Origin of the sequence: Streptomyces sp. (assembly GCF_031181555.1) — a bacterium.
GTDB lineage: Bacteria > Actinomycetota > Actinomycetes > Streptomycetales > Streptomycetaceae > Streptomyces > Streptomyces fimbriatus.
On sequence record NZ_JAPSKQ010000080.1, the window covers coordinates 1 to 22,369 of the forward strand.

Genomic DNA, 22,369 nt, shown 5'->3' on the forward strand with positions numbered 1-22,369 from the left:
GTTGTCGGTGCCGGGGGCGGGGGAGCGGCCGGTCGCGAAGGCGGCGACCGCTTCGCGGAGGGCCTTGTGCTCGTCGGATTCGATGAGGGCGGGCATGCGGCTCCTTCGGGTGCGGGTCGTGTGTGGCTGGTCGCGCTCACGCGGCGGGGCCGCACGTCCCGTGCGGCCCCGCGCCCCTCAAGTCGCTTGCACCACCGCCAGGAGGGAACCGACCGTCACCTGTTGTCCGGGGGTGGCGTTCAAGGCCGTCAGGGTTCCCGTGGCCGGGGCGGTGATCCTGTGTTCCATCTTCATCGCCTCCAGCCACAGGAGGGGCTGGCCGGCTTCCACGGACGTCCCCTCGGTCAGGCCCTCCGCGACGCGGACGACCGTGCCGGGCATGGGGGCGAGCAGGGAGCCGGGGGCGTGCTGGGCGGTGGGGTCGGGGAAGCGGGGCAGGGCGGTGAGGCGGGTGGTGTTGACGTGGATCCGATCGCCGTAGCGGGCGATGGCGTAGCGGCGCCGTACGCCGTCCGCTTCGAGGACGACCAGGTCGGCGGCGGTGTGCACGACCCGTACTCCGTCGGCCTCCGGGCCCGTGCGGGTGTGCCGGTAGCGGACCTCGTGTTCCTCGCCCGCCATGGCGTACCGCTTGACCTGCGGCTGGGAGGGCAGGTTGCGCCAGCCGCCGAAGCGGGAGCGGCCGTGGGCGTCGGCGAGGGCGGCGGCCAGCGGGGCGTACGGGTCCGGGTCCGGTTCGGTCAGCTCGGACAGGTGGCGGTCGTAGAAGCCGGTGTCCATGCGGCCCTCCGCGAACTCCTCGTGCCGCAGCGAGCGCACGAGGAGGTCCCGGTTGGTGACGGGGCCGTGGATCACCGCCCGTTCCAGCGCGGACGCCAGCTTGCGGATGGCCTCCGCGCGGGTGGGGGCGTGGGCGACGGCCTTGGCGAGCATGGGGTCGTAGTGCACGCCGATGTCGTCGCCGTCCGCGTACCCCGTGTCCAGGCGTACGGCGCCGGGGACGGAGAGCCGGTGCAGGCGGCCGGTCTGCGGGGCCCAGCCCCTGGCGGGGTCCTCGGCGTACAGGCGGGCCTCGACGGCGTGGCCACGCGCGCGGGGCGGCTCCTTCGCGAGGGCGTGTCCCTCGGCGACGCGGATCTGCTCGGCGACGAGGTCGGTCCCGAACACGGCCTCCGTCACCGGGTGCTCCACCTGGAGACGGGTGTTCATCTCCAGGAAGTGCGCCCGGTCGCCGGTGACGAGGAACTCGACGGTTCCGGCGCCGACGTAGCCGACGGCACGGGCGGCGCGCACGGCGAGCGCGTGGAGCTCGTCGGTGAGCCCCGGGGCCAGCCCGGGTGCCGGGGCCTCCTCGATCACCTTCTGGTGGCGGCGCTGGAGGGAGCAGTCCCGGGTGCCGAGCGTCCACACCGTGCCGTGCGTGTCGGCGAGGACCTGCACCTCGACGTGGCGGCCGTTCTCGACGTAGGGCTCGACGAAGACCTCGCCGTCACCGAAGGCGCTCGCCGCCTCCGCGCGGGCGGCCGTCAGCTCGGCGTCCAGGTCCGCGAGGCGCCGGACGACCCGCATGCCGCGTCCGCCGCCGCCCGCCGCCGCCTTCACCAGCACCGGCAGGTCCGCCTCGGTGACCTCGCGCAGGGGCTCGATCCCCATCAGCTCCTTGGCGCGCGTCTTGGACGCCATCGCCTCGATCGCCTCCGGGGGCGGCCCGATCCACACCAGGCCCGCGTCCCGTACGGCACGCGCGAAGCCGGCGTTCTCGGAGAGGAAGCCGTAGCCGGGGTGCACGGCGTCCGCGCCGGCCGCGAGGGCCGCCTTCACGATCAGGTCGCCGCGCAGGTACGTGTCGGCGGGCGCCGCCCCCGGCAGCCGTACGGCCGTGTCGGCCACGCGCGCGTGGAGGGCGTTCTCGTCGGCGTCCGAGTGCACCGCGACCGTCCGGATTCCCCCTTCACCGCAGGTGCGGAAGATCCGGCAGGCGATCTCGCCCCGGTTGGCGACGAGGACAGTGCTGATCAAGGTGATCCCCTCACATCCGGAAGACGCCGAAGCCACCGCGCGCCCCCTCGTAGGGCGCGGTGTGGACGGCCGACAGGCACAGGCCGAGGACGGTGCGGGTGTCGCGCGGGTCGATGACGCCGTCGTCGTACAGCCGCCCGGACAGGAACATCGGCAGCGACTCCGACTCGATCCGCTGCTCCACCATGGCGCGCAGCGCCGCGTCGCCCTCCTCGTCGTACGGCTGTCCCTTCGCGGCGGCCGACTGCCGGGCGACGATCGACAGGACGCCCGCGAGCTGCTGCGGGCCCATGACGGCGGACTTGGCGCTGGGCCAGGCGAACAGGAACCGCGGGTCGTAGGCCCGCCCGCACATGCCGTAGTGCCCGGCGCCGTACGACGCCCCCATGAGCACCGACAGGTGGGGGACCTTCGAGTTGCTGACCGCGTTGATCATCATCGCGCCGTGCTTGATGATGCCGCCCTGCTCGTACTCCTTGCCGACCATGTAGCCGGTGGTGTTGTGCAGGAACAGCAGCGGGATGTCGCGCTGGTCGGCGAGCTGGATGAACTGGGCGGCCTTCTGCGACTCCTCGCTGAACAGCACCCCCCGGGCATTGGCCAGGATGCCCACCGGGTAGCCGTGCAGGGCCGCCCACCCGGTGGTCAGACTCGTCCCGTACAGCGGCTTGAACTCGTCGAAGTCGGAGGCGTCGACGATCCGGGCGATGACCTCGCGCGGGTCGAAGGGGGTCTTCAGGTCCTCCGGGACGATGCCGAGCAGGTCCTCCGGGTCGTGCTTCGGCGGCTCGGCGGGCGGCGGATCCGGGTACGCCTTGCGATGGTTGAGACGGGCCACGACCCGGCGGGCCCGGCGCAGCGCGTCCGGTTCGTCGACGGCGAAGTGGTCGGCGAGGCCCGACACGCGCGCGTGCATCTCGGCACCGCCCAGGGACTCGTCGTCGCTCTCCTCCCCGGTGGCCATCTTCACCAGCGGTGGCCCGCCGAGGAACACCTTCGCCCGCTCCTTGACCATGATCACGTGGTCGGACATGCCGGGGACGTACGCGCCCCCGGCCGTGGAGTTGCCGAAGACGACGGCGACGGTGGGGATGCCGGCCGCCGACAGCCGGGTCAGGTCCCGGAAGATCGCGCCGCCCGGGACGAAGATCTCCTTCTGGGAGGGCAGGTCGGCGCCGCCGGACTCCACCAGGCTGATGCAGGGCAGCCGGTTGGTGAGCGCGATCTCGTGGGCGCGCAGGGCCTTCTTCAGGCTCCAGGGGTTGCTGGCACCGCCGCGCACGGTCGGGTCGTTGGCGGTGATCAGGCACTCCACGCCCTCGACGACACCGATCCCGGTGACGAGCGAGGCGCCGACGGCGTAGTCGCTCCCCCAGGCCGCCAGCGGGGACAGCTCCAGGAACGGCGTGTCCGGGTCGAGGAGCAGCTCGATGCGCTCGCGGGCGAGCAGCTTGCCGCGCCGTCGGTGCCGCTCGACGTACTTCTCGCCGCCGCCCGCGAGGGCCTTGGCGTGCTCGGCGTCCAGGTCGGCGAGCTTGGCGAGCATGGCCTCGCGGCGGGAGCGGTACTCCGGGCCGCCGGTGTCCAGGGCGGAGTCGAGAACCGTCACAGCAGGACCTCCGGGATGTCCAGGTGGCGGGAGCGCAGCCATTCGCCGAGCGCCTTGGCCTGCGGGTCGAAGCGGGCCCGGGCGGCGGCGCCCTCGCCGAGGATCCCCTCGACGACGACGTTCACGGCGCGCAGGTTCGGCAGCACGTGCCGGGTGACGGGCAGGCGGGCGGCCTCGGGGATCAGCTCCCGGAAGCGTTCGGCGGTCAGCTCGTGCGCGAGCCAGCGCCAGGCGTCCTCGGTGCGGGCCCAGACCCCGACGTTGGCGCTGCCGCCCTTGTCCCCGCTGCGGGCGCCGGCGACGAGGCCGAGCGGGACTCTTCGCGTGGGCCCCGGGGGCAGCGGCTCGGGGAGCGCGGATTCCGGCACGTCCTCGAGGACGGCGGTGTCGTGTGCCGGTGACACGGGGACACGGCGTCCGTCGTGGAGCACGGCCACGTGGTCGACGTCCCCCTGGGGGACGTACGCCTCCTCGAACACCCCGTACGGGGAGCCCTTCCCCGGTGGCGCCAGTACGTGGAACCCGGGGTAGCTCGCCAGCGCCAGTTCGACGGCGGCCCCGCTCAGCGCCCGCCCCACCGCTTCCTGGGAGGGGTCCCGCACGACGAGCCGCAGCAGCGCGCTCGCGGTCTCCTCGGTGCCGGCGTCGGGCCGGTCGGTGCGCACCAGGTCCCACCTCACCTCGGCGGGCGGCGACTTGGCGAGCGCGTCGGTCATCTGCTCCCGCACGAGGTCCGCCTTGGCCTCGATGCCGAGCCCGGTGAGGACGAACACGACCTCGTTGCGGAAGCCGCCGAGCCGGTTGAGCCCGACCTTGAGCGCGGGCGGCGGCGCCTCCCCGCGGACCCCCTCGACGCGCACCCGGTCGGGCCCGTCCTGACCGAGCCGCACGCTGTCCAGCCGGACGGTGACGTCGGGACCGGCGTACCGGGCACCGCCCGTCTCGTACAGCAGCTGTGCGGTGACCGTGCCGACGTCGACGAAGCCGCCGGTGCCGGGGTGCTTGGTGATGACGCTGCTGCCGTCGGCGTGGATCTCGGCGAGCGGGAAGCCGGGCCGCCGCACCGCTCCCGGGCGCTCGCCGAAGAAGGCGTAGTTCCCGCCGGTGGCCTGCGTCCCGCACTCCAGCACGTGCCCGGCGACGACGGCGCCCGCGAGCCGGTCGTGGTCCGCCGGCCCCCAGCCGAAGTGCGCGGCGGCGGGCCCGGTGACCAGGGCCGCGTCGGTGACCCGCCCGGTGACCACGAGGTCGGCGCCCCCGCGCAGACAGGCCGCGATGCCGAAGCCGCCGAGGTACGCGTGCGCGGCGAGGCTGCCCGGGTGGCGCCCGGTGAGGTCGTCGCCCTCGACGTGGGCGACCCGCACCGGGATCCCGAGCCGGTCGGCCAGCCGCCGTACGGCGTCGGCGAGCCCGGCGGGACGGAGCCCGCCCGCGTTGGTGACGATCCTGACGCCCCGCTCGTGCGCGAGGCCGAGACAGTCCTCCAACTGCCGCAGGAAGGTGCGGGCGTACCCGGCGGCGGGATCCTTCAGCCGGTCGCGGGCCAGGATGAGCATGGTCAGTTCGGCGAGGTAGTCACCGGTGAGGACGTCGACCTCGCCCCCGGTGAGCATCTCGCGCAGGGCGCCGGAGCGGTCGCCGTAGAAACCGGAGAAGTTGCCGACGCGCAAGGGCGCGGCCGTCACGAGGCGTCCCCCTGCGGCGCCCGCCCGCCGCCGGGCGGTCCGGCGAAGGCCTGGGCGATGTCCAGCCAGCGGTCGGCGTCGGGGCCGTCGGCGGTGAGGGCGAGGTCGGCGCGGTGGGCGCGCTGGGTGACCAGGAGGCAGAAGTCGAGCGCGGGACCGGTGACGCGCTGGGGGGCGTCCTCGGGGCCGTGGGCCCACAGGCTGCCGTCGGGGGCGGTGAGTTCGACGCGGAAGGGACCTGCGGGCGGCGTGAGCCCGTGCGCGCCGTAGGCGAAGTCACGGGTGCGCACCCCGAGCCACACCACATGCCGGAGCCGGTCGGTGGGCGGCCGCGCCACACCGAGCGCGTCCGCCACGTCCAGCCCGTGGGCCCAGGTCTCCATGAGCCGGGCCGTCGCCATGGAGGCGGCCGACATGGGGGGTCCGTACCAGGGGAAGCGCGCCCCGGGCGGCGCCGACCGCAGCGCCTTCTCCAGCGCCGCGCGCCCCTCGCGCCACCGCGCGAGCAGTGCGGCGGGCGCGGACCGGGCGTACTCCTCGGCACCGTCGTCCACGAAGGTGCGCGGGGCGGCGAGCGCCCGCTCCGCCAGGGCGCGGAACCCGTCCGCGTCCGTGACGGCGAGCAGTGCCGAGTGGTCGGTCCAGGCGAGGTGGGCGATCTGGTGGGCCACGGTCCAGCCCGGGGCGGGCGTCTCCCGTGCCCACTGCTCCGGGCTCGCCCCGGCCACCAGCCGGTCGACCTCCTCGCTCTCCTCACGCAGATCGTCGATCACGGGCGTCGGATCGGACACGAGGCGCTCCCCTCGGGCACGGCGGTGTGCGGCGCGGTGTGGTGAGGAGCATGGCAGGGCCCCCGGGAACAATCAAGCACGCTTGCATGATTTTATGCCAGGGGCGCGGCCGTCCTCGGGGCCTCGCCCGCGAACGCTTCGGGCCCCTCGGACGCCCTCGGCCCTCGGGCGCTCTCGGCCCTCGGGCCGCCTCGGGCCGCCTCAGTCCGCCCGCCAGACCGTCATGTCCACGGTCAGGAAGCCGATGTCCGGCATGGCGGTCGACTTCACCTGGACGACGAGCAGGGCGATCTCTCCCCGGTTGTTCCTGACGCAGATCTCGCTCCCGGCCGCTGCCGCGGCCAGCGGGAGGCGGTGGCTGTCGGCGCCGGAGGTCAGCAGACGGCACGTCTCGTACGTGGCGCCCGGGTCGCCGAACACCATGGTGAACACGCTGGTGTCGCTCTCCAGCGCGCAGCTGCCCTGCGCGCAGTCGAAGCGGATGTCTCCCTCGCGGTCCTCGCGCATCTCCCCGCTGCGGGTGCTGAGCGAGTTCTCGCCGGTCAGCATCAGGGGGGAGTAGGCGTGCGCCCGCGGCGTCGCGGCCGCGCCCGCGGGGCCGCCGGCCCCCGCGCCCGGTGTGCCCGACGAGGTGGACCCCGGCCCCGCCGACGACGCGGCCTCCCCCGCGGACGCCGGCCCTCCGGACGCCGCCGGCCCTTCCGCCGCCGGGCCGGGCGTCCCGGACGCGGACGCGGACGCGGCCGTATCCCGGTCACGGCCGTTCCGGTCCGCCGCGTCCATGACCGTCCACGCCGCCGTGAGGAGCAGCCCGCCCGCGGCCAGGGCGGCGGCCGTGATCAGGGCGAGGCGTCTCCTGCGGGTCCGCCGCTCGTCCGGCCCGGCCGTCCGCTGCGGCACGGTCGGGCCTTGCGGAGCGACGGGCCCTTGCGGGGGGAGGGCCCCTTGCGGGGTGGTCCCTCGTGGGGCGGCCAACGGCCGTGTGTGCACCGCGGTGGGATCCGGGAACGGAGCCGGAGCCGGCGGCGGAACCGTCACTTCCTGCCCGGCGATCTCCCGCCAGACGGCCGGGCCCGCGCCCGCCTCGGCGTCCGGCCCCAGCTCCCGGCGGCACCACTCGACGATCTCCGCCGGGGTGGCCCGCTCCCCCGGGTCTGCGGCCAGGCACCGGGCGATCGGCCCACGGAGCCGCTCGGGCAGCCCGGACAGGTCGGGTGCGGAGTGCACGATCCGGTACAGCACGCCGACCGAGGAGCCGTCCCCGTAGAGCGGCTCGCCCAGCGCCGCGAACGCCGCCGTCTGGCCGAGCGCGAAGATGTCGGTCGCCGCGGTGACGTCACCCGCGGTCGCCTGCTCCGGAGCCATGTACGCGGGCGTGCCGAGGGCGGTGCCCGTGGCGGTGTACGAGGTGCTGTCGGCGGCGAGCGCGATGCCGAAGTCGATCACCCGCGGTCCGTCGGCGGCCAGCAGCACGTTCGACGGCTTCAGGTCCCGGTGCACGATCCCCGCACCGTGGATGGCCTGCAGCGCCTCGGCGACCCCCGCCATCAGCCACAGCACCGCCGGCACCGGCAGCGGCCCGTTCCGGTCGACGGCCTGCGCCAGGGAGGGGCCCGGCACGTACAGGGTGGCCAGCCAGGGCGGCACGCCGTCCGGGTCGGCGTCGATCAGTTCGGCGGTGTACGCGCCCTTCACCGTCCGGGCCGCCTTGACCTCCCGGCTGAACCGCCGCCGGAAGGTCGGATCGTCCGCCAGTTCCGACCGTACGACCTTGAGGGCCACCGGCCGGCCTCCCCCGGTGTGCGACAGGTAGACCCGGCCCATACCGCCCGCGCCGAGCCGGGCGACGAGGCGGTAACCGGCCACCGTGCGGGGATCGTCGTCCTGCAAGGGCCGGAAGACCTCGGCCGTGTGAGTCACCGGTTCCCTCCCCTTGATCCCGATGAGTTGACCAGGTCCGCAGCCTATGCGGTGCGGATCACCGCCTGCCCGGCCGGGGCCGTCACAGGCCCTGTGACGGGTCCGGGAGCGCCTTGGTCCGGCGCCGCCCCACCTGCGTCCGCACCGCGCCCATGCTCGCCGCGATGACCAGGGCGATGGCGGCGGCCTCGGTGGCGGTGAGGGCCTGGTCGAGGATCAGGAAGCCCGCGGTGGCCGCGATGGCCGGTTCCAGGCTCATCAGGATCGCGAAGGTGGAGGCGGGCAGGCGGCGCAGGGCGAGGAGTTCCAGGGTGTAGGGGAGGACCGAGGACAGCAGCGCGACCGCCGCGCCCAGGGCGAGGGTGGTCGGCTCGAGGAGCTTCGTGCCGGACTCGACGATGCCGAGCGGCAGGAACAGCACCGCCGCCACGACCATGGCGAGGGCGAGCCCGTCGGCCTGGGGGAAGCGGCGGCCCGTACGGGCGCTGAAGACGATGTAGGCGGCCCACATGGCGCCGGCGCCCAGCGCGAACGCGACACCCAGGGGATCGAGGCTGCCGAAGCCCCCGCCGCCGAGGAGGAACACCCCGGCGAGGGCCAGTGCGGCCCAGAGGAGGTTGATCACGCGCCGGGAGGCCAGGACGGACAGCGCCAGCGGGCCGAGGACCTCCAGCGTGACCGCGGGACCCAGCGGGATCCGCGCGACGGACTGGTAGAAGAGTCCGTTCATCGCCGCCATGGCGATGCCGAAGACGATCACCGTGCCCCAGTCGGTGCGCGAGTGCCCGCGCAGCCGGGGCCGGCACAGCACCATCAGCACGAGCGCGGCCACCAGCAGCCGCAGCGTCACCACCCCGAGCGCGCCGGCCCGCGGCATCAGCGTCACGGCGAGGGCCCCGCCGAACTGCACGGAGATCCCGCCGGCGAGGACCAGCCCCACCGGCCCGAGGGTGCCCCGCCCGCGCGGGGCACCCGTCGGTGCGGACGCATGACCCCGGCCCGTGGCGGGTGCGGCGGCCGGGGTGGACGGGGTGGCGGCGCTGGGCGTGGTCACGGGACCTTCCAGGGACGTGGTGCGGGGCGGGCAGGAGTGGTCGTCTGGACGAATTGTGCAACTCGATAAACTGCTCAGTCCAGAGTAATGGACCAAGTCAGCACCGTGAAGCTCTTACATACCTGACGATGCGGCCCGCACCCCGCCGCGGTCAACCCCGTCCGTCACGTGGACCCGGCACCTCCCGGGAGGGTGCGCGGCCGGTGGACCGCACCCGCCCCGGAACGGCCACGGGCCGGTACCGTTCCCACCGGTGACACCCCCCTGCCCGCTCCCACCGTCCGAGGCCCCGTGCGACGACTCCTTGCCCGTGTCTGGCGACTCCTGCGTCCTGTCCAGAGCCGCATCATGTGGTTGCTGAACGCCAAGTTCGTGGTCGGGGTGACCGGTGTCGTGCGCGACGACGAGGGGCGGGTCCTGCTGCTCCGGCACCGGATGTGGCCACCGGGCCGCCAGTGGGGCCTGCCGAGCGGCTTCGCGCGCAAGGGCGAGGACTTCCGGCGGACCGTGGTGCGCGAGGTCAAGGAGGAGACCGGCCTCGACGTGGAGGCGGGCCGCCTGGTCATGCTGAACAGCGGCTTCCGCACCCGCCTGGAAGTGGCCTACGAGGCCCGCCTGCTGGGCGGCGAACTGCGCCTCGACCCCTTCGAGATCCTGGAGGCCCGCTGGTGCCGCCCGGACGACCTCCCCGAGGGCATCCAGCCGGTGTGCCGCCCGCTGGTACGGGGCGAGACCGTGCCGTGACGGCCGTCGCCCGGCACACCCGAGCGTCGTCTCCGCGCCGCCCCGCCCGGCAGTGACCGGCGTCCCGGCTCCCCGAGGGGCAGGCGGCCCGCGCCCTCCTCCCGGACGCCCCGCGCGGCGGACTCCGCCACCTCGCCGAGTGTCCGGCCGACGCCCTCGCCGACGCCCTGCGGGGGAGCGGAGAGCCGGGGACGGAGACCGGGGCGGCCCGTCCGAGCGCCTCGTGGGCATGAGGGTGGCGGCTGCTCACTCCTCTTCCAGAGCGTCCGCCAGCACCTCCGCCAGGTGCCTTCCCCGCACCCCCGCCAGCTGCTCCAGCTGCGTCCGGCAGGAGAAGCCGTCGGCCAGGATCACCGCGTCCGCCGGGGCCTGCCGTACGGACGGCAGGAGCCGGTCCTCCGCGCAGGCCGTGGAGACCTCGTAGTGGCCCCGCTCGAAACCGAAGTCGCCCGCGAGGCCGCAGCAGCCGCCGGCCAGGTCGCCGGTGAGGCCCGCGGCGGCGCGGAGCCGGCGGTCGGCCGTGTCGCCGAGGACCGCGTGCTGGTGGCAGTGGGTCTGGCCGGCGACGGGGCGGTTCAGGGCCGGCGGGGCCCAGTCCGGGGCGTACCGCTGCAGGGTCTCCGCGAAGGTGAGGACCCGCGCGGCGAGCCGTGCCGCGCGCGGGTCGTCGTGGAGCAGTTCCGGCGCGTCCGTGCGCAGCGCCGCCGCGCAGCTCGGTTCCAGGACGACCACCGGGGCGTCCGTGGCCAGCACCGGTTCCATGAGGTCGAGCGTGCGGCGCAGCACCGCGCGGGCGCGGTCGAGCTGCCCCGTGGAGAGGTACGTCAGGCCGCAGCACACCCGGCCCCGGCGGGCCGTCAGCAGCCGCGCCGCCGACCGCGAGCGGCCGTCCCCCACAGGACGTCCGCGCAACCGCAGCGTCGGGGGCAGCGCCACCCGCAGTCCGGCCGCCTCCAGGACCCGTACGGCCGCCCGGCCCACGGAGGGCGACAGGTGCTCGGTGAAGGTGTCCGGCCAGAGGACCACCAGCGCGCCGCCACCGGAGGCCACGGCGGCCGGCCGCCTCCGCCACCACCGCGTGAACGTCTCCCCGGCCACCCGCGGGATCTCCCGCTCCCCCGCGATCCCGCCCAGCCGTTTCGCCACCCGCGCGAGCGGGCCGACGGAGGCACCCGCGTTGACCAGGGCCGCCGACCTCGTCCGCGCCACCCAGGCCAGCCACACCGGCAGCCACCCCATCGCGTAGTGGGCGGCCGGGCGGCGGCGGCCCGCGTAGTGGTGGTGCAGGAACTCCGCCTTGTACGTGGCCATGTCGACCCCGACCGGGCAGTCCGAGCGGCAGCCCTTGCAGGACAGGCACAGGTCCAGCGCGTCCCGCACCTCCGTGGACCGCCAGCCGTCGGTCACCAGTTCACCGGCGAGCATCTCGTGCAGCAGACGGGCGCGCCCGCGCGTGGAGTGCTCCTCCTCGCCCGTCGCCCGGAACGACGGGCACATCACCGCCGGCCCCGACACCGACGTCGTACGGCACTTGGCGACACCCACGCAGCGGCGCACCGCCGCCGAGAAGTCGCCGCCGTCGGCCGGGTAGCCGAAGGCCACGTCCACCGGCTCGCGCGGCAGGACGGAGAAGCGGAGGTTCGCGTCCAGGGGCGCGGGACGGACCAGCATGCCCGGGTTGAGCAGGTCGTCCGGGTCCCAGACGCCCTTCACGCGTTCGAAGAGGGCGACCGTCTCCGCGCCGTACATGCGTGGCAGCAGCTCGGCCCGCGCCTGGCCGTCGCCGTGCTCCCCGGACAGGGAGCCGCCGTGGGCCACCACCAGGCCGGCGAGGTCCTCGGAGAAGCGCCGGAAGCGGGCGACGCCCGGCCCGGTCAGCAGGTCGAAGTCGATCCGGACGTGGATGCAGCCGTCCCCGAAGTGCCCGTACGGGGTGCCGCGCAGCCCGTGGGAGACGAGCAGGGCGCGGAAGTCGCGCAGATACGCGCCGAGCCGGGCGGGCGGCACCGCGCAGTCCTCCCAGCCGGGCCAGGCCTCCGTGCCGTCCGGCATCCGGGTCGCCGTGCCGCTCGCGTCCTCCCTGATCCGCCACAGCGCGCGCTGCCGGGCCGGGTCGGTGACCACCAGGGCGTCCACGACGTCCGCCGCGCGGACGATCGTCTCCGCACGCGCGCGTGCCTCCGCCTGCGTCTCCCCGCCGGTCTCCACGAACAGCCAGGCGCCCCCGCGCGGGAGGTCCGCGGCAAACGGCACCAGATCCGCCGCCATGCCCTCCACGGTCAGCGGCCCGTGTTCCAGCAGCCCCGCCGCCGCCTCGGCGGCCCCGCTCTCGTCGGCGTAGGCCAGCACGGCGAGCGCACGCGCGCGTGGTGCCCGTACGAGGTCCACGACCGCTTCCGTCAGCACGCCCAGCGTGCCCTCCGAGCCGCAGAAGGAGCGGGCGACGTCGGCGCCCTTCTCGGGCAGCAGGGCGTCCACGGCGTATCCGGAGATACGGCGGGGCAGCTCGGGGAAGCCGGTGCGCAGGCGGGCCAGTTCGCCGTCCACCAGCTCCCGCAGTCCCGCCGGGGCCCCGGCCCACCCCCGCCCCGGTCGCAGCCGCTCCCCGCGCGCGGTGACGACCGACAGGGCCCGGACGTTGTCCGCCGTCGTCCCCCAGGCGACGGAGTGGGAGCCGCAGGAGTTGTTGCCGATCATGCCGCCGAGGGTGCAGCGGCTGTGCGTGGAGGGGTCCGGCCCGAAGCGCAGCCCGTGCGGGGCGGCGGCCTCCTGGAGCCGGTCGAGGACCAGGCCGGGCTGGACCACGGCCGTGCGCGCCCGAGGGTCGAGGGAGAGCAGACGGTTCATGTGCCGGGTGAGGTCGAGCACCACCCCGGTGCCGGTCGCCTGGCCCGCGATCGACGTGCCGCCGCCGCGCGCCACCACCGGGACGCCGTGCGTCCGGCACACCGACAGGGCCGCCGCCACGTCGTCGGCGTCCCGGGGGGCCACCACACCGAGCGGTACGCGGCGGTAGTTGGAGGCGTCCATGGTCGTCAGCGCCCGCGCGGTCGTACCGAAGTCCACCTCACCGCGCACGGCCGCCACCAGCCCGGCCCGCAGTTCCCGGAGATCCGTCATGCCCTCAGGATGCCTCCGCCGGGCCGCCCCCGCCGGACCGGCCGCCGGCGACGGCGCGCACCCGGCGGTACCCCGCGCGGGACGCGGGATTCCTGTGTGTTGGATCAAATAACCGAGAACGGAAGCAGATTCTCCCCAAGCCGATCACGAACTCTCATATAGTGACCGCGAGTTGCGCGTAGTTGTCGGCCCTCGTCCGGAAGCGACCCCGGAATCGGTCCGACGACCCATGGAACCGACCGAGGGCCGCGCAGACGACGGTGCACGCCCGCGGACCCGACCGAGGATTCGACCGAGGACCCTGATTGATGACCTCCCCCCTGCTCCCCGGCGACCGCCCCACCCCCCGCAGCCTCCTGCCCGTCCCGCTGCTCACCGCGGTGCTCGCCGCGCTCGCGGTCGTCGCGGCCGTTCTGCTCGGACCGGAGCCCGCGCGGGGCGCCGTCGGGTGGACCGGGACGATCGCCGCCCTGCTGCTGTGCGCGGCCGTCACGGTGGCCACGTACGCCGTGCTGTCGGCGCGGGCGGCCCGCGGACGGCTGGACGCCGTCACCCAGGACGTCGGCCGGCTGCTCCAGGAGCGGTCGCGGCTGGCCGAGGAGTCGCGCCGCCAGCACGAGCGGCTGACCGGTGAACTCGGCCGGGAGCGCGCCCGGTTGTCGGCCGAACTGGACCAGGAGCGGAACCGCCTCGCCGAGACCCTGGCGGCCGAGCGCGACCGCCTCGCCGAGCAACACGCCGCCGACCTCGCCCGCTTGGCGCAGGAGCACAGCGAGGAGCGGGCCCGGCTCACCGACGAGCACACCGCCGAACTGAAGCGGCTCGCCGGGGAGCACGCCGAGAAGCTGCGCCTCATCACCGAGGAGCACGACGCCCACACCGACCGGTTGGCCCGCGACCACGCGGAGGAGCGCGACCGGCTGACCGAGGAGCGGGACCGGATCGCGGCGGACCGGGACCGGCTCACCGAGGGGAACGCACGGCTGGCCGCCCGGCTGCGCGAGGCCACCGGCGCCCGGGCCGCCGCGCTGTCCGCGACCGCCAACGCGGCCGGCCGGATGCAGGCGCTGGCCACCGGCATGCTCGCGGACCTGCGCGCGATGGAGGAGAAGCACCACGACGAGGAGGTCCTCGCCGACCTGCTCCACCTCGACCACCGCACCGCGCAGGCGGGCAGGCTCGCCGACTCCGTCGCCGTCCTCACCGGCGCCCGCTCCGGCCGCCGCTGGGCCAGGCCCATCTCCATGGAGTCGATCCTGCGCGGCGCCATGGGGCGGATCAGCGGCTACCAGCGGGTCCGCGTCCACTCCGCCAGCGACACCGCCGTCGCCGGGCACGCCGCCGAGGGCGTGATGCACGCGCTCGCCGAACTCCTGGACAACGCCGCCAACTTCTCGCCGCCGACCGCCGAGGTCCACGTCTACGTCGAGGAGGTCCCGGCCGGGGTCATCGTGTCCGTCGAGGACAGCGGGCTCGTCATGAGCGAGGCCCAGCTGCGTCGCGCCGAGCGCGCGGTCTCCGGTGAGACCACCGAACTCGGCGGTCTCACCGGCACCCGGCTCGGCCTCGCCGTGGTCGGCCGGCTGGCCCGGCGGTACGGGCTCCGGGTCTCCTACCGCCCCTCGGCCCGCGGCGGCACGGGCGTGCTGATGCTCATCCCGCAGGACATCCTCGTACCGCCGGACGCGTCCCCGGCCCCGGTGGCCGGCGCCGCCGCGTCGGCTCCCCCGCGGGCCGCCGTGCCGGCCACCCCGGCCGCGCCCGCCGGGACACCCGCGTCCTCCCCGTCCTCCGCGTCCTCCGCGCAGGACACGGCGGCCGGGGGCCTGCCCCGCCGCCGGGGCGGCCGCGCGGAGGACGTACGGGCGGACGCCGCGGGGACGGAACCGGAGACGAGCCACGGCACCGCGTCCGACACCGCCCCGGCGGAGCGGACGGCGACGTCCCGCGAGACCTCCCGCCCCGCCGCCTCCGCCGCCCCCTCCTACGCGGCCTCCCGCGCCGGGGCCGACCTCGACCCCGACCCGGTGCCCACGCACGGGTCCGCGGACCGGGACACCGGCGCGCACCCACTGGTGCTGCCCCGCCGACGCCGGGGCCGCACCCTCGCCGAGGCCGAGCGCATGCGGGCCGGCAGCCGTGCCGCCGCCCCGCGACCGGCCCCGACCGCCGAGGAGACGAAGGCCCGCACCGCCCGCTTCAGCAGCTTCCGCCAGGCCGTACGCGCCGCCGCCGCGGACGACACGGCCGCCGGCACCCCGCCCGTCCCCGGCCCCGCCCCGGAAGCCGCCGCGACCACCGCCGGCCTCACCACCGGCACCACCCCCGACCCGACTCCCGAAGCACAACCCACCCCCCCGATCCCGGAAGGCGACACCACCTCATGACCGGCACGACGACCGCCGACGAGAAGCTCACCTGGCTGATAGAAGGCCTGTTGGAGCGCACGCCGGGCGCGCGGCACGCGCTCGTGCTGTCCCGTGACGGCCTGAAACTGTGCCGTACCCCGGAACTCTCCGCCGACCAGGCCGACCAGCTCGCCGCGATCGCCGCCGGGATCCAGTCCCTGTCGCACGGCGCCTCGGTCGAGTTCGGCGACGGCAGCGGCGGCGTCCGCTCGGCGATGACCGAGTTCTACGGCGGGGTGCTGTTCATCGTGGAGGCGGGCGAGGGCGCGCATCTGGCCGTCGTCACCGCGGAGGACGCGGACGCCGGGCTCGTCGGGCACAACATGAGCGAGCTCGTGGAGCAGCTCGGCGAGCACCTGACCGCCCGGCCGCGCACCTCATGAGCAGGCCCGGCAGGGACGACGCCCCGGACCGGCTCTACACCCTCACCCAAGGGCGCAGCCGTTCGGGGCCCGACAACCCCTTCGACCTGGTGACCCTGGTCGTCGCCGAGTGCGACCCGGTGCCCGGCATGCAGTCCGAGCACGTGGCGATCCTGCGGCTGACCGAACGCCCCACGGCGGTCGTGGAGATCGCGGCCGAGCTGAAGCTCCCCGTGAGCATCACCCGGATCCTGCTCTCCGACCTCCTCGCGGCGGGACGGGTCAGCGCCCGTCACCCCCGCAAGGCCGCCGTTCCCGACCCCGACATCCTGGAGCAGGTGCTCGTTGGACTCCGCAATCTCTGAGACGCGCACGCCGCTGAGCGCGTCGGCCGACAACGGCCTCAAGATCGTGGTCGTGGGCGGCTTCGGCGCCGGCAAGACGACGATGGTCCGCTCGGTCAGCGAGATCCGTCCCCTCAACACCGAGGAGACGATGACCCAGGCCGGTGAGGCCGTCGACGACCTCACCGGCGTGCGCGGCAAGACCGCGACCACCGTCGCCTTCGACTTCGGCCGCATCACGCTCGACGCGCACAACGTGCTGTACCTGTTCGGCGCGCCCGGCCAGGAGCGCTTCTGGTTCCTGTGGGACCGGCTGTTCTCCGGGACGCTGGGCGCGGTGGTCCTGGTGGACACCCGGCGCATCGACGACTCCTGGTACGCCATCGACCGGCTGGAGAAGCACGGCACGCCGTTCATCGTGGCCTGCAACGACTTCGGCGGTCCCGCCTTCACCCCGGAGCAGGTCCGCGAGGCCCTCGACCTCGACCCGCACGTCCCGCTGGTCAGCTGCGACGCCCGGTCCCGGGAGTCCAGCAAGCTGGTGCTGATCACGCTGGTGGAGCACATCCGGGCCCTGTACGCCGACCCCGCCCGAGCCCCCCGTCAGGAGCTGGTGTGAGCCCTGCCCCCACCCCCGACCCCGTCCGCCTCAGCGGGCCCCTGCTCCAGGACGACCCGGCCCGGGTGTACCGGGAGATGCGGCGCGAGCACGGCAGCGTGGTCCCGGTGCTGCTGGACGGTGACGTACCGGCCTGGCTGGTGCTCGGCTACCGCGAACTGCACCAGATCACCGGCGACCCGGTGCTGTTCAGCCGCGACTCCGACCTGTGGAACCAGTGGGAGAACATCCCCGACGACTGGCCGCTGCTGCCGATGATCGGCCGCAAGCAGCCGTCGATCCTCTACACGGTCGGCGAGCGGCACCGCGAGCGGGCCGCGATGCTGGTGAACGCGCTGGAGGCGGTGGACCCCTTCGAACTGCGCGCCCACGCCGAGAAGTTCGCGGACGAGCTGATCGACGGCATCTGCCCCAAGGGCAGCGCCGACCTCGTCGCCGAGTTCGCGATGCTGCTGCCCGTGCGGGTCCTCGCCCGGCTCTACGGCTTCACCGACGAGGAGGGCCCGGCCCTGGTCACCGCCCTCAACGACATGATCGACGGGCGGGAGCGGGCCCTCGCGGGCCAGGCCCACCTGTTCACGTCGATGACGGAGCTGGTGGCCGCCCGCAGGAAGACGCCCGCCGACGACGTCGCGTCCCGGATGCTCGCCGACACCTCGGGCTTCACCGAGGAGGAGGTCGTCCAGGACCTGATGGTGATGATGGCGGCCGGGCACCAGCCGACCGCCGACTGGATCGGCAACTCCCTGCACCTGATGCTCACCGACGGCCGGTTCGCCGCCTCCCTCTTCGGCGGCCGCAACAGCATCGCCGAGGCCATGAACGAGGTGCTGTGGGAGGACACCCCCACCCAGAACGTGGCCGGCCGCTGGGCCTCCCGCGACACCCAGCTCGGCGGCCGCCGCATCCGCGCGGGGGACCTGGTGCTGCTCGGTCTGCAGGGGGCCAACTCCGATCCCCAGGTGCGCACCGACGGCTCGGCCCTGACCGGCGGCAACAGCGCGCACTTCTCCTTCGGCCACGGGGAGCACCGCTGCCCGTTCCCGGCGCAGGAGATCGCCGAGGTGATCGCGCGGACCGGCATCGAGGTCGTCCTGGACCGGCTGCCCGACATCGACCTCGCGGTGCCGGCCGCGTCCCTGGCCCGTCGCCCCTCGCCATGGCTGCGCGGACTGTCCGAGCTTCCGGTCACCTTCTCACCCACCCCCGCCCTTGGAGGCACGCTCGCATGACGGCCGGCACGGACTCCTCGACGACCACGACCGACACCGGACGGACCCGCATCCGCCTCGACCCGTTCGTCACCGACCTGGACGGGGAGAGCGAGGCGCTGCGGGCCGCCGGGCCCCTGGCCGCCGTACTGCTGCCGGGTGACGTCCCGGTGTGGGCGGTCACCCACCACGCCGAGGCGAAGAAGCTGCTCACCGATCCCCGGCTGGTGAAGGACATCAACGTCTGGGGCGCCTGGCAGCGCGGCGAGATCGCCCCCGACTGGCCGCTGATCGGCCTGGCCAACCCGCCCCGCTCCATGCTCACCGTGGACGGCGCGGACCACCGCCGGCTGCGCACCCTGGTCGCCCAGGCGCTCACCCCCCGCCGGGTGGAGCGGATGCGCGAGCGGATCACGGAGCTGACCGAGGGCCTGCTGGACGACCTGGCCGCGCAGGGCGGCGACACGGTCGACCTGAAGGCGGTGTTCGCCTACCCGCTGCCGATGTACGTGATCGCCGACCTGATGGGGCTGGCCGAGGAGCGGCTGCCGCGGCTGAAGGTGCTGTTCGAGAAGTTCTTCTCCACCCAGACCCCGCCGGAGGAGGTCGTCGCGACGCTGACCGAGCTGGCCGGGATCATGAGCCGGACGGTCGCGGAGAAGCGCGAGAACCCCGGCGACGACCTGACCTCCGCGCTGATCCAGGCGTCGGAGGACGGCGACCACCTCACCGACGACGAGATCGTCGCCACGCTCCAGCTGATGGTCGCGGCCGGTCACGAGACGACGATCTCCCTCATCGTCAACGCGGTGGTCAACCTCTCCACCCACCCCGAGCAGCGCGAGCTGGTGCTGTCCGGCAAGGCGGACTGGTCGGCGGTGATCGAGGAGACCCTGCGCTGGTCCACGCCCACGTCCCACGTGCTGATCCGGTTCGCGACCGAGGACGTACCGGTCGGCGACAAGGTCCTGCCCGCCGGGGACGCGCTGATCGTGTCGTACGCCGCGATCGGCCGCGACGAGCGGGCCCACGGCCCGACGGCCGGCGCCTTCGACATCACCCGGGAGACCGTCAACCGCCACATCTCCTTCGGCCACGGCCCGCACGTGTGCCCCGGCGCGGCCCTGTCCCGCCTGGAGGCGGGCGTGGCGCTGCCCGCCCTGTACGCGCGTTTCCCCGGGCTGGACCTGGCGGTCCCGGCGGGCGAGCTGCGCAACAAGCCGGTGGTCACCCAGAACGACCTCTACGAGCTGCCGGTGCGGCTCGGGAGCTGACCCGCACGGCGCACGCGGCCGGCGGGCGGACGGTCCACCGTGCGCCGGCCGCCCGCCGACGGGGCGCGGAGGGCGGCCGCCCCGTCCCGCACCCCGGTCTGCCCGTGTCTCAGCCGACGGACGACGTTTCGCCCGGGTTTCGCTGAGCCGCTAGGCTCCGGTCGTGGCTGAGATCCAGATTCCCGCTGACATCAAGCCCGCCGACGGTCGATTCGGCGCGGGCCCCTCCAAGGTGCGGACGGAAGCGCTGGACGCGCTGGCCGCGACCGGCACGTCCCTCCTGGGCACCTCCCACCGCCAGGCCCCGGTGAAGAACCTGGTCGGCAAGGTGCGCGAGGGCGTCCGCGAGCTGTTCCGGCTCCCCGACGGCTACGAGGTGATCCTCGGCAACGGCGGCTCCACCGCGTTCTGGGACATCGCGACCCACGGCCTGATCGAGAACAAGTCGCAGCACCTCAGCTTCGGCGAGTTCAGCTCCAAGTTCGCCAAGGCCGCGAAGCTCGCCCCCTGGCTCGCCGAGCCCACCGTCGTCTCCGCCGACCCGGGCACGCACCCCGAGGCCGAGGCGGAGGCGGGCGTGGACGTCTACGCGTTCACCCACAACGAGACCTCCACCGGTGTCGCCATGCCGATCCGGCGCGTCGCCGGTGCCGACGAGGGCGCCCTCGTCCTCGTGGACGCCACCTCCGGCGCGGGCGGCCTCCCGGTCGACATCGCCGAGACCGACGTCTACTACTTCGCCCCGCAGAAGTCCTTCGCCTCCGACGGCGGCCTGTGGATCGGCGTGTTCTCCCCGGCCGCGATCGAGCGCGCCGAGCGGATCCACGCGAGCGGCCGGCACGTCCCGGAGTTCTTCTCGCTGCCCACGGCGATCGACAACTCCCGCAAGAACCAGACGTACAACACCCCGGCCCTCGCCACGCTGTTCCTGCTGAACGAGCAGCTGGAGTGGCTCAACGGCCAGGGCGGTCTCGACTGGGCGGTCCGCCGTACGGCCACCTCCGCCCGCACCCTGTACGGCTGGGCGGAGGACGTGAAGTTCGCCAACCCGTTCGTCGCCGACCCGGCCAAGCGGTCGCAGGTCATCGGCACGATCGACTTCACCGACGAGATCGACGCCGCCGCCGTCGCCAAGGTGCTGCGCGCCAACGGCATCGTCGACACCGAGCCCTACCGCAAGCTCGGCCGCAACCAGCTCCGCGTCGCGATGTTCCCGGCGATCGACCCGGCGGACGTCGAAGCGCTGACGAAGTGCGTCGACTACGTGATCGAGAAGCTGTAGCAGCAACGACGCGCGGAGGGCGCCCGGCGGCGGACCGCCGGGCGCCCTCACGCGTACCGGATCACCGGCTGAGCTTCTGGAACCTCCGCACCGCGAGCGGCAGGAAGACCGCCGTCAGGACGACCGGCCACACCCCGGCCATCAGCAGCGCGTGCTGCTCGACCCAGGAGTCCCCGCCGCCGACCGGCGTGCCGAACAGGTCGCGGGCCGCGGCGGCCGTGGAGGAGATGGGGTTCCAGGCGGCGACCCAGCCCAGCCAGTCGGGCATGAGCTGCGGGGCGACGAAGATGCTGGAGATCATCGTGAGCGGGAAGGCGACCGCGAACAGGCCTCCCGCGGCCTCGGGGTTGGGCACGAGCAGGCCGAGCCACACGCCGACCCAGATGAGCGCGAACCGCAGCCACAGCAGCAGCCCGAACGCGGCCAGGAAGCCCCAGCCCCCGTCCGGCCGCCAGCCCATGGCCAGCGCGGTGAGCATCATGATGCCCAACTCGGCGCAGGCGATGAGGAGGTCGGTGACCCCGCGCCCGGCGACGACCGCCGACGACGCCATCGGCATGGAGCGGAAGCGGTCGATGACGCCCTTCGTCGAGTCGTACACGACGACCGTCGCGGTGTTGATGAAGCCGAACGCCATCGTCATCACGAACATGCCCGGCATCAGGAAGTCCTTGTAATCCCCGCCGCCGGGCACCTTCATGGCGCTGCCGAAGACATAGCCGTACAGCAGCACCGACAGGATCGGGAAGCCGAGCTGCCAGGCGATGTTGACGGGCTGGCGCTGGTAGTGGGTCAGGCCGCGGCGGACGATGTTCCAGCAGTCGGCGAGCAGCCAGTACGCACGGCCGCGGCCGGCCGGTGCGGTCAGGTCGGTGGTGGTCATGCGGCGGCCTCCTCCTTCTTCTGCGAGACGTCCGTGCGGTGCCCGGTCAGCCGCAGGAACACGTCGTCGAGGCTGGGCCTGCGCAGCCCGATGTCCTCCACGCGCACGCCCTCGTCCTGGAGGGTGCGCGCCACGTCCGTGAGGGCGGCCACCCGGTCGGTCACCGGGGCGTGCACGCGCAGTTCGCCCTCGTCGGCCTCGGGTTCGCCGTCCGCGACGCGGGCGACCACCTTCACCACCCGCGGGATCTCGGACCGTTCGGCGACGACGACCTCGATCCGGTCGCCGCCGACGAGGTTCTTCAGCCCGTCGGGGGTGTCGTCGGCGATGGCCCGGCCGCGGTCGATGACGGTGATCCGGGAGGCCAGCCTGTCGGCCTCCTCCAGGTACTGCGTGGTCAGCAGCACGGTCGTGCCGCCGGCCACCAGGGCCCGCACCGACTCCCACACTTCGCCCCGGCTGCGGGGGTCCAGTCCCGTGGTCGGCTCGTCGAGGAAGAGCACGGCGGGCGCGAGGATCATCGAGGCGGCGAGGTCGAGGCGCCGCCGCATGCCGCCGCTGTAGTCCCCGACGCCCTTGTCGGCGGCGTCGGCGAGATCGAACTGCTCCAGCAGCTCGGCGGCCCGCAGCCGGGCCCGCCTGCCGCCCAGGTGGAACAGCCGCCCGAACATCTCCAGGTTCTGCCGCCCGGTGAGCACCTCGTCCACGGCCGCGTACTGCCCGGTGAGCCCGATCCGCGCCCGCACCTCGCGCGCCTGCCGGGCGACATCGAGTCCGGCCACCGTGGCACGCCCGCCGTCCAGCCGGACGAGCGTCGACAGGATGCGCACGGCGGTGGTCTTGCCGGCGCCGTTCGGCCCGAGCAGGCCGTGCACGGTGCCCTCCCGGACGGCGAGATCGAAGCCGTCGAGGGCGCGCTTCTCGCCGTAGCGCTTCTCCAGGGCCTCGGCCCGTACCGCGTAACCGTCCATCGTCTTCCCTCCCGTTCAACCAACCGAGTACAGCGTACCCGATTGCGCGTACACCGTACTCGGTTTTTTGTCC

Annotated in this window: 17 protein-coding genes; 8 read left to right on the forward strand and 9 right to left on the reverse strand. The window is 74.4% G+C overall.

Annotation, left to right across the window (positions count from 1 at the left end):
• Positions 1 to 177 precede the first annotated feature (177 nt).
• The 6 genes from RIM90_RS17730 to RIM90_RS17755 form a co-directional block, all read right to left on the reverse strand.
• Positions 178 to 2,019, reverse strand: coding sequence for a biotin carboxylase N-terminal domain-containing protein (locus RIM90_RS17730; protein ID WP_309061686.1), 1,842 nt, complete (start codon positions 2,017 to 2,019; stop codon positions 178 to 180).
• 10 nt (positions 2,020 to 2,029) lie between these two features.
• Positions 2,030 to 3,628, reverse strand: a complete 1,599-nt coding sequence (locus RIM90_RS17735; RefSeq protein ID WP_309061687.1) for a carboxyl transferase domain-containing protein — start codon at positions 3,626 to 3,628, stop codon at positions 2,030 to 2,032.
• Entirely contained in the window at positions 3,625 to 5,313 is a 1,689-nt protein-coding gene (locus RIM90_RS17740) for an acyclic terpene utilization AtuA family protein (protein ID WP_309061688.1), read from the reverse strand. The genes RIM90_RS17735 and RIM90_RS17740 overlap by 4 nt, the downstream gene beginning before the upstream one ends.
• On the reverse strand, positions 5,310 to 6,104 hold the full coding sequence (locus RIM90_RS17745) for a TIGR03084 family metal-binding protein (protein WP_309061689.1): 795 nt from the start codon (positions 6,102 to 6,104) through the stop codon (positions 5,310 to 5,312). The genes RIM90_RS17740 and RIM90_RS17745 overlap by 4 nt, the downstream gene beginning before the upstream one ends.
• 201 nt (positions 6,105 to 6,305) lie before the next feature.
• Positions 6,306 to 8,024 (reverse strand): serine/threonine-protein kinase, encoded by a 1,719-nt coding sequence (locus tag RIM90_RS17750; protein ID WP_309061690.1) that lies wholly within the window; start codon positions 8,022 to 8,024, stop codon positions 6,306 to 6,308.
• An 82-nt stretch (positions 8,025 to 8,106) separates the two neighbouring features.
• Positions 8,107 to 9,078 carry an EamA family transporter gene (locus tag RIM90_RS17755; RefSeq protein ID WP_309061691.1) on the reverse strand — a complete coding sequence of 324 codons (972 nt, stop codon included), beginning with the start codon at positions 9,076 to 9,078 and terminating at the stop codon, positions 8,107 to 8,109.
• Between the two features lie 291 nt (positions 9,079 to 9,369).
• Between RIM90_RS17755 and RIM90_RS17760 the strand changes: the two genes are divergently transcribed.
• Entirely contained in the window at positions 9,370 to 9,822 is a 453-nt protein-coding gene (locus RIM90_RS17760; protein WP_309061692.1) for an NUDIX domain-containing protein, read from the forward strand.
• A gap of 246 nt (positions 9,823 to 10,068) precedes the next feature.
• On the opposite strand, the gene RIM90_RS17765 is transcribed toward RIM90_RS17760, so the two are convergent.
• Positions 10,069 to 12,942: an FAD-binding and (Fe-S)-binding domain-containing protein gene (locus RIM90_RS17765; protein ID WP_309061693.1), complete on the reverse strand. Its 2,874-nt coding sequence runs from the start codon at positions 12,940 to 12,942 to the stop codon at positions 10,069 to 10,071.
• A gap of 308 nt (positions 12,943 to 13,250) precedes the next feature.
• Here RIM90_RS17765 and RIM90_RS17770 point away from each other — a divergent pair, with 308 nt between their 5' ends.
• The 7 genes from RIM90_RS17770 (at position 13,251) to serC (ending at position 20,442) form a co-directional block, all read left to right on the forward strand.
• The gene (locus RIM90_RS17770; protein ID WP_309061694.1) at positions 13,251 to 15,329 is read left to right on the forward strand and encodes an ATP-binding protein; all 2,079 of its coding nucleotides are present in this window, start codon (positions 13,251 to 13,253) and stop codon (positions 15,327 to 15,329) included.
• Positions 15,326 to 15,733 carry a roadblock/LC7 domain-containing protein gene (locus RIM90_RS17775; protein WP_159533972.1) on the forward strand — a complete coding sequence of 136 codons (408 nt, stop codon included), beginning with the start codon at positions 15,326 to 15,328 and terminating at the stop codon, positions 15,731 to 15,733. The genes RIM90_RS17770 and RIM90_RS17775 overlap by 4 nt, the downstream gene beginning before the upstream one ends.
• Positions 15,730 to 16,077, forward strand: a complete 348-nt coding sequence (locus tag RIM90_RS17780; protein ID WP_309061695.1) for a DUF742 domain-containing protein — start codon at positions 15,730 to 15,732, stop codon at positions 16,075 to 16,077. The genes RIM90_RS17775 and RIM90_RS17780 overlap by 4 nt, the downstream gene beginning before the upstream one ends.
• On the forward strand, positions 16,058 to 16,675 hold the full coding sequence (locus RIM90_RS17785; protein ID WP_309061696.1) for an ATP/GTP-binding protein: 618 nt from the start codon (positions 16,058 to 16,060) through the stop codon (positions 16,673 to 16,675). The genes RIM90_RS17780 and RIM90_RS17785 overlap by 20 nt, the downstream gene beginning before the upstream one ends.
• Positions 16,672 to 17,907: a cytochrome P450 gene (locus tag RIM90_RS17790; protein ID WP_309061697.1), complete on the forward strand. Its 1,236-nt coding sequence runs from the start codon at positions 16,672 to 16,674 to the stop codon at positions 17,905 to 17,907. The genes RIM90_RS17785 and RIM90_RS17790 overlap by 4 nt, the downstream gene beginning before the upstream one ends.
• Entirely contained in the window at positions 17,904 to 19,160 is a 1,257-nt protein-coding gene (locus tag RIM90_RS17795) for a cytochrome P450 (protein ID WP_309061698.1), read from the forward strand. Before RIM90_RS17790 ends, RIM90_RS17795 begins: the two co-directional genes overlap by 4 nt.
• A gap of 163 nt (positions 19,161 to 19,323) precedes the next feature.
• The gene (gene serC / locus RIM90_RS17800; protein WP_309061699.1) at positions 19,324 to 20,442 is read left to right on the forward strand and encodes a phosphoserine transaminase; all 1,119 of its coding nucleotides are present in this window, start codon (positions 19,324 to 19,326) and stop codon (positions 20,440 to 20,442) included.
• A gap of 61 nt (positions 20,443 to 20,503) precedes the next feature.
• Here the strand turns inward: serC and RIM90_RS17805 are convergent, their stop codons facing one another.
• Positions 20,504 to 21,325 (reverse strand): ABC transporter permease, encoded by an 822-nt coding sequence (locus RIM90_RS17805; RefSeq protein WP_309061700.1) that lies wholly within the window; start codon positions 21,323 to 21,325, stop codon positions 20,504 to 20,506.
• On the reverse strand, positions 21,322 to 22,296 hold the full coding sequence (locus RIM90_RS17810) for an ATP-binding cassette domain-containing protein (RefSeq protein ID WP_309061701.1): 975 nt from the start codon (positions 22,294 to 22,296) through the stop codon (positions 21,322 to 21,324). Before RIM90_RS17810 ends, RIM90_RS17805 begins: the two co-directional genes overlap by 4 nt.
• Between the last annotated feature and the right edge of the window lie 73 nt (positions 22,297 to 22,369).

Bases quoted from the DNA above. Each gene is read 5' to 3' on its own strand.
- RIM90_RS17765 (WP_309061693.1), bottom strand. From the start codon at position 12,942: ATGACGGATCTCCGGGAACTGCGGGCCGGGCTGGTGGCGGCCGTGCGC.
- RIM90_RS17770 (WP_309061694.1), top strand. From the start codon at position 13,251: ATGACCTCCCCCCTGCTCCCCGGCGACCGCCCCACCCCCCGCAGCCTC.
- RIM90_RS17775 (WP_159533972.1), top strand. From the start codon at position 15,326: ATGACCGGCACGACGACCGCCGACGAGAAGCTCACCTGGCTGATAGAA.
- RIM90_RS17780 (WP_309061695.1), top strand. From the start codon at position 15,730: ATGAGCAGGCCCGGCAGGGACGACGCCCCGGACCGGCTCTACACCCTC.
- RIM90_RS17795 (WP_309061698.1), top strand. From the start codon at position 17,904: ATGACGGCCGGCACGGACTCCTCGACGACCACGACCGACACCGGACGG.
- RIM90_RS17805 (WP_309061700.1), bottom strand. From the start codon at position 21,325: ATGACCACCACCGACCTGACCGCACCGGCCGGCCGCGGCCGTGCGTAC.
- RIM90_RS17810 (WP_309061701.1), bottom strand. From the start codon at position 22,296: ATGGACGGTTACGCGGTACGGGCCGAGGCCCTGGAGAAGCGCTACGGC.